Origin of the sequence: Kitasatospora sp. MY 5-36 (assembly GCF_001182915.1) — a bacterium.
Classification (GTDB): Bacteria; Actinomycetota; Actinomycetes; order Streptomycetales; family Streptomycetaceae; genus Kitasatospora.
Window position 1 is genome coordinate 1 of the sequence record NZ_LFVW01000713.1, and the last position, 5,479, is coordinate 5,479.

General features: G+C 75.1%; 2 protein-coding genes. Both read right to left on the minus strand.

All coding sequences use genetic code 11. The features are described 5' to 3' along the window. Positions 1–46: 46 nt before the first annotated feature. A complete protein-coding gene (locus AE652_RS34235; RefSeq protein WP_369808354.1) occupies positions 47–2,647 on the minus strand; it encodes a SpoIIE family protein phosphatase in 2,601 nt (866 codons plus the stop codon). 228 nt (positions 2,648–2,875) lie between these two features. Beyond that, positions 2,876–5,479 (minus strand): SpoIIE family protein phosphatase (locus AE652_RS34240; RefSeq protein WP_049658780.1); only part of this gene is annotated, 2,604 nt, incomplete at its 5' end.

The following is a 5,479-nucleotide window of genomic DNA, read 5'->3' on the forward strand; positions in this document are numbered from 1 at the left end:
CGGGCGGCCGGGCGACTGCACCCGTCCGGCCCACCGATCCGGGCCGTTACAGCCCGAGCTCGAACCAGACGATCTTGCCCTTGGGCGTGCGCCGGCTGCCCCAGCGCTCGGCCAGCAGGCTGACCAGCTGGAGGCCGCGCCCGCCCTCGTCGGTCTCCTGCGCGCGCCGCTGCCGGGGCTGCGCGTAGCCGTCGTCCCAGACCTCGCAGACCAGGCCGCGCTCGCGCAGCAGCCGCAGCCGGATCTCGCCCCGCCCGTGCTTGAGCGCGTTGGTGACCAGCTCGCTGACCAGCAGCTCGGTGGTGTCGACCAGCTCGTCCAGCCCCCGGGCGAGCAGCCAGCTGCACGCCAGCTCGCGGGCCTTGGCCACCGAGGTGGGCTCGGGCGGCAGGAACCAGTTGCCGACGGCGTCCTCGGGGAAGGCGTGCACCTTGGCCATCAGCAGGGCGATGTCGTCCTCGCCGTGGTGCGGGTTGAGCTCGCCGAGCACGTGGTCGCAGAGGTCCTCCAGCCCCTTGCCCCCGTCGGAGAGCGCGGAGCGGAAGGCCCGCAGGCCCTCGTCCAGCTGGTGCTTGCGGCTCTCCACCAGGCCGTCGGTGTAGAGCGCGAGCACGGCGCCGTCCGGGAGGGTCAGCTCGACCTCCTCGAAGGGCTCGCCGCCGACGCCGAGCGGCAGACCGGGCGGCACGTCGAGCATCCGGGAGCTCTCGCCGGGGCTGAGCAGGACGGGCGGCAGGTGGCCGGCGTTGGCGAAGACGCAGCGGCGGGTGACGGCGTCGTAGACCGCGTAGACGCAGGTCGCCAGGTAGACCTCGCGGGCCTCCTCGTCGGCCGTCGAGGTGAGCCGCCCGTACGGGGTGGGCGGGCCGGCCGGCACCGAGTCGTCGCCGAGGCCGCGGGCGATCTCGTCCAGGGCGCCGAGCACCTCGGCGGGGTCGAGGTCGAGCATCGCCAGGGTGCGGACGGCGGTGCGCAGCTGGCCCATCGCGACGGCGGCGCGCAGTCCGCGGCCCATCACGTCGCCGATGACCAGCGCGGTGCGGTTGCCGGGCAGCGGGATGACGTCGAACCAGTCGCCGCCGACCTCGGTGTTGTTGTTGCTGGGCAGGTAGCGGCAGGCGATCTCCAGGCCGCTGGCGGCCGGGTTGCCCGGGGGCAGCAGGCTGCGCTGGAGGATCAGCGCCCGCTCGTGCTCGCGCCGGTAGAGCCGGGCGTTGTCGATGCAGACGGCGGCGCGGGCGACCAGTTCCTCGGCGATCGCGACGTCGCGGGCGTCGAAGGGCTCGCTGCCGATCGCCCGGGAGAGCTGGACGAGGCCGAGCACCTGGTCGCGGGCGACCAGCGGGACGATCAGGGTGGAGCGCAGCAGCGGGTCGCGCCCGGGCTCGGGGACGACGCTGCGGCCGGTGCGCAGCGCCCGGGCGTGCGGGGAGCGGCGCGGGTAGCAGAGGGTGCCGCCGGCCTCGGCGATCGGCAGGCCGGTGACCGAGCCGAGCACCGAGGAGGCGCCGCCGACGACGCTGGAGACGGCGACCCGGCGCAGTTCGCCGCTGCCGTCGGTGAGCACGGTGTCGCCGAGCCGGCCGGCGCTGGGCACGGTCTCGCCGGAGAGCAGCGCGGTGTAGAGGTCGACGGTCGCGAGGTCGCAGAACGGCGGGACGACGACGTCCAGCAGTTCCTTGGCGGTGGTCTCCAGGTCGAGCGTGGAGCCGATGTGCGCGCTGGCCTCGTTGAGCAGGGCCAGGTTGCGGCGCACCCCGTCGGCCTCGCGCTCGGCGACGTGCCGGCTGGTGACGTCGGAGACCTGCCCGGCGACGCCCATGGTCTGCCCGGCGGAGCCGTTCAGGCGGTACAGCGAGACGGCCCAGAGCCGGTTGCCCTCGCGGGTCGGGACGGCGCCGTGGAAGCGCAGGTCGAAGACGGGCTCGCCGGTGGCCGCGACCTTGCGCAGGGCTGCGGTGAGCCGGTCCGCCTCGGACGGCGGGAAGAGGTCGTGCGGGGTGAGGCCCTCCAGGTCGGTGGGGACCAGTCCCATCCCGGAGGCGAAGGCGTCGTTGACCCGCTGCAGCCGCAGCCGGTCGTCGAACAGCACGAAGCCGGTGGGCGTCTGCCCGAACACGGCCTCGGAGGCGGCCAGGTCGGTCTCGATCCGGCGCAGCCGCCCGAGGTCGACGGCCAGACAGGTGGCGCCCGCGGTGGGCAGGGCGCTGTCGGGCATCAGGTAGAGCTCGGCGAGGCCCTCGCCGCCGTCGGCGTCCCGGTACGGGGTGGTGCCGACCCACTCCTCGCCCGCCAGGGTGCGCTCCAGCCGGGCCCGGCCGCGCTGCCAGAGCTCGCGGGGGACGAAGGTGGTGACCGGGTCGGCGCCGACGGCCTCGGCGGCCGGGATGCCGAAGAACTCGGCGGCGCGCTCGCTCCACTGGCTGATCCGCCCGTCGGGGCCGATCGCGAAGGTGGCGACCCGGATGTAGTCGTAGATCGAGCCGGGGTCGCCGGCGCCCCAGGCGCGGTCCTCGGCGACGGGGTGGTGGCCGCGCCCGGCGACCGCGCCGTCCGGTACGGACAGGTGCGCGGAACCGGCCTGCCCGGGTACAGCGGCATGACCGCTGCTGCTCGGCGACACGCTCCGCGCCGGAGTGCTGTTCAACGGACCGACCCCTCCAACCCGCGACCGTCCGGATGTCGAGAAGACCGAGTATTCATCATCGAGGGGTACGTTCACACGCCCTCAACATCACAACATCAGATCGGGCGAAGGTTTTTGTCCTACCGCCCGCGCAACCACAATGCCACGCTCGCGCCCCCTTCCGGAGCGCGCGCTCCCCCTGAGCGCCCGATGGCATATGCGACCCCGCTCCCCTGCTGTTCGTTCCGCTCACGATCCATCGGGCTCACTACCCGGCAGCGCCTGCTCGAACCAGACCACCTTGCCGATGCCCTCGGCCCGGGCGCCCCAGCGCAGTGCCAGCCGGTGGACCAGCTCCAGACCGCGCCCGCCCTCGTCGGCCTCGGCCGCGTGCCGCTCCCGGGGCGGGTCGGGCAGCGGGTCGGAGATCTCGACCAGCAGCGTCTCACCGAGCGTCAGCCGCACCCCGATGGGGGCGCTGGCGTACCGGATGGCGTTCGTGACCAGCTCACTGACCAGCAGCTCGGCGGTGTCGGTGAGCTCCTCGACGCCCCACTCGACGAGGGTGGCGCGGACCAGCCGGCGGGCCCGGGAGACGGCGGTGGGCTCGGCCGGCAGGGTCCAGCCCACCGTCGGGGTGCCGGCCTGGCCGTGGCCGAGCCGGGCCAGCAGCAGCGCGACGTCGTCCGGCTCCCGGCCCTGCTCCATGGTGTCCAGCACCGCCTCGCAGGCGGCCTGGATGGAGGCGTGCGGCCCCTGGAGCACGGTGACCAGCCGGCCGAGGCCGACGTCCAGGTCCTTGTCCCGGGACTCGACCAGGCCGTCGGTGCACAGCGCCAGCAGGCTGCCCTCGGGGATCTTCAGTTCGACCGACTCGAACGGGACTCCGCCCACCCCGAGCGGGGCGCCGGAGGGCAGGTCGAGGATGCGGCCGGCGCCGCCGGGCAGCGGGCCGCCGGTGCGGGTCGGCTCCGCGGCGTCCTCGCCCGGCACCACCAGCACCGGCGGGATGTGCCCGGCCTTCGCGACGGTGAGCCGGGCCGTCGCCGGGTCGAAGACCGCGTAGACGCAGGTGGCCAGCAGCGCCTCGTCCGGGCCCTGGGCGAGGTCGTCGGCCAGCTCGTGGACGTGCCGCAGCAGGACGTCCGGCGGCAGGTCGAGGGCGGCCAGCACCCGGACGGCGGTGCGCAGCCGTCCCATCGTGGCGGCGGCCCGCAGGCCGTGGCCCATCACGTCGCCGACCACCAGCGCGGTGCGGTCGCCGGGCAGCGGGATGACGTCGAACCAGTCGCCGCCGACCTCGGTGCCGCTGCTGCCGGGCACGTACCGGTAGGCGACCTCGACGCCGGTGGGCTGCGGGACCTGCTGCGGGAGCAGGGTGCGCTGGAGGGTGAGCGCGGCGGTGCGCTCGCGGGCGTAGAGGCGGGCGTTGTCCAGCGAGCTGCCCGCCCGGTCGGCCAGTTCGACGGTGAAGGCCAGGTCGTCCCGGTCGAAGCCCTCGCGGTAGCCGGCCCGGCTGACCAGCAGCAGGCCGATCACGATGCCGCGGGCGCGCAGCGGCACGACCAGCATCGAGTGCACGCCCAGGTCCCGGGCGGCCTGCATCTTCGGGTCTCCGGGGTAGGTGACGTCGTCCAGCTGGTCGGCGCCGGACAGCAGCTCGGGCACGCCGGTGCGCAGCACCCGGCCGCAGACCGACTCCTCGGCGAAGGTGATCCGGGCGCCGCGGCGCAGCATCACGTCCACCTCGGGGCCGTCCTGGACGGAGGCGGTGCCGAGCTGGAGCAGCGAGGTGCGCCGGTCGTGGCCGTGCCGGGGGAGGTCGTCACCGTGCGCGACGGCCTGGAGCAGGACCACCGCCGAGTGGTCGGTCAGCCGGGGGACGACCGAGCCGGCCAGCTCCTGGGCGATCCGGGAGGCGTCCAGCAGGTCGCCGACCCGGGAGCCGAACTCGTTGAGCAGCGAGAGCCGGCGCCGGGCGTGCTCGACCTTGGCGACCGCCCGGTAGCGCTCGGTCACGTCCATCACCGTGCCGGAGATGCCGAGCACCCGGCCGGAGCGGTCCGTCATCCGGCTGTAGGAGATCGAGCGGTAGCCGGCCCGGGTGGTGACCGGGGAGGCCAGGGTGACGTCGATGACCGGCTCGCCGGTGGCCAGCACCTGGCGCTGGATGGCGGTGATCTCGTCGGCGGCCCGCTCCGGCAGGGTCTCGCCGGTGGTGCGGCCGACGTGGTCGTCCGGGGCGACGCCGTTCATCTCGGCGAGGGTCCGGTTGACGGCCGTGTAGCGCAGGCCGGTGTCCATGATGGCGATGCCCAGCGGGGACTGCTCGAACAGCGCGTCGCGCACCGCGAGGTCCCGTTCGACGGCCTGGACGGCGGCCGCCTCGGCCATGTTGACCTGGAGGAACGGGGTGCCGTCGCCGTCCACCAGGAGGGAGATCCGGGCGTCCACGGCGACCGGGGCGCCGTCCCGGTCGCGCAGCTCGGCGTAGCCGGCCCAGCGGCCGTGTCGCAGGGTGTCCTGGATCGCGCCCCGGATCCGGGCGACCTGCTCCCGGTCGGGGATCAGCTCCTCGATCCGGCGGCCGACCAGCAGCTCGTTCGGCCAGCCGAGCAGCTCCTCGGCGGCGGGGCTCCAGAGCACCACCCGGCCCGCGGTGTCCAGGATCGCGATGGCGACCTTGAGCATGTCCAGCAGGCTGCCGCCGGCGGGCGTACCGGGGGTGCCCGAGGCGTCGGCCGGACCGCCGGGGAACGGCCGGGCGGGGCGTCCGCGCAGGCCGCCCCGGGTGCCCGGCTCGGCCACTGCCAGGGTCGGCGCTGGCTGGTCGGGCCGTCCGGTGTCGGGCCG